Consider the following 1,334-nt stretch of genomic DNA (forward strand, 5'->3'; position numbering starts at 1 on the left):
CCCGTCATTGCCTTTAGATTAGCTTTAACAAAATAGTATAGGTTATTATTATTGTTGAAGCTTTCTTTTTGCTTCTTTTTCTTTGTTAATAACCTTGATTTTTGTGGATAAAGTTAACAACGGTAAGGGTGCATTATCGTCATTGCCAGGCTTGAAGGCCTATGCCTCGATTGAATCCCTTACCGTTTGTTTTAAACTGTGGCATCAAATAGAAATTAGAGTTTGGAAGGCTCATTAGTAAGGTATTGATGTGGTTTAAAACCGTTAACTGTTTACTTACATAAACAGAACAAAGATATGGAATTTGAATTTTTCATCGGGATCGATGTATCCAAGAATGAACTGGATTTCTCGGTTCAGCAAGGCAAGTGCTTCCTTTTCCACAAGGAAATAATCAATGAACCGGAAGCCATAAAAGCACTTTTAAAGGAGATCAGTAAACTGGAGGGCTTTTCTTTAAGCAACGCTGTTTTTTGTATGGAGCATACCGGTATTTACAGCAATCACCTGTTATCCTGTTTGTATCAGAAGAAAGCAAACATTTGTTTGGAATCGGCTACCCAGATCAAGAAATCGCTTGGTAATCTGCGGGGTAAGAATGACAAAGTTGACTCCATGCGCATCGCTGCCTATGCTTACAAAAACCGCGATGAGCTTCGTTTATGGGCACCCAGGCGGGAAGAAGTCCAGCAGCTGGCCCATTTATCATCTACGCGTTCKAGGCTTATAAAAGCAAAGAAGATGCTCAAAACGCCTCTTAAGGAATACGGCTCTTTTGTTAAAAAGAAAGCCGCCAAACAAAATACAGATATCTGTAACAAAGCATTGAATGGTATCGAGGCCAGCCTGGAAAATGTGGAGAAATCCATAATGGTTATCATTAACGCAGACCCGGAACTGAAACGTTTGTTTACTTTAGTCACTTCTGTTGTTGGGATCGGTAAAGTCACAGCTATACAGCTAATAGTGACCACCAACGAGTTTAAAGACATTAATAACGCTAAGTCCTATGCCTGCTATGCAGGCCTGGTACCGTATCTTSAAGAGTCCGGGATATTTAAAGGAAAAGGCCGGGTATCGCATATGGCCAATAAAAAAGTAAAGACGCTTCTGCATATGGCTGCACTGGTGGCGATTCAGTATAATGATGAACTAAGGCTTTACTACGAACGAAAAGTCAAMGTCGAAAAAAAGARCAAAATGAGCGTAATTAATGCGGTCAGGAATAAACTTGTGCAGCGCATCTTCTCCTGTGTTAACCAAAACAGAAAGTATGAAAAAAATTATCTTAAATTAGTTGCATAGATCATAGAAATCGASGYACGAAGCAATCC

1 protein-coding gene is annotated in these 1,334 nt (G+C 39.5%); it reads left to right on the plus strand.

The annotated features are described in order from the left end of the window. Positions 1 to 297 precede the first annotated feature (297 nt). Positions 298 to 1,305, plus strand: coding sequence for an IS110 family RNA-guided transposase (locus AC1DU2_RS30825; RefSeq protein WP_477389471.1), 1,008 nt, complete (start codon positions 298 to 300; stop codon positions 1,303 to 1,305). Positions 1,306 to 1,334 lie beyond the last annotated feature (29 nt).

It is taken from the genome of Mucilaginibacter sp. P4_C11 (genome assembly GCF_056402115.1).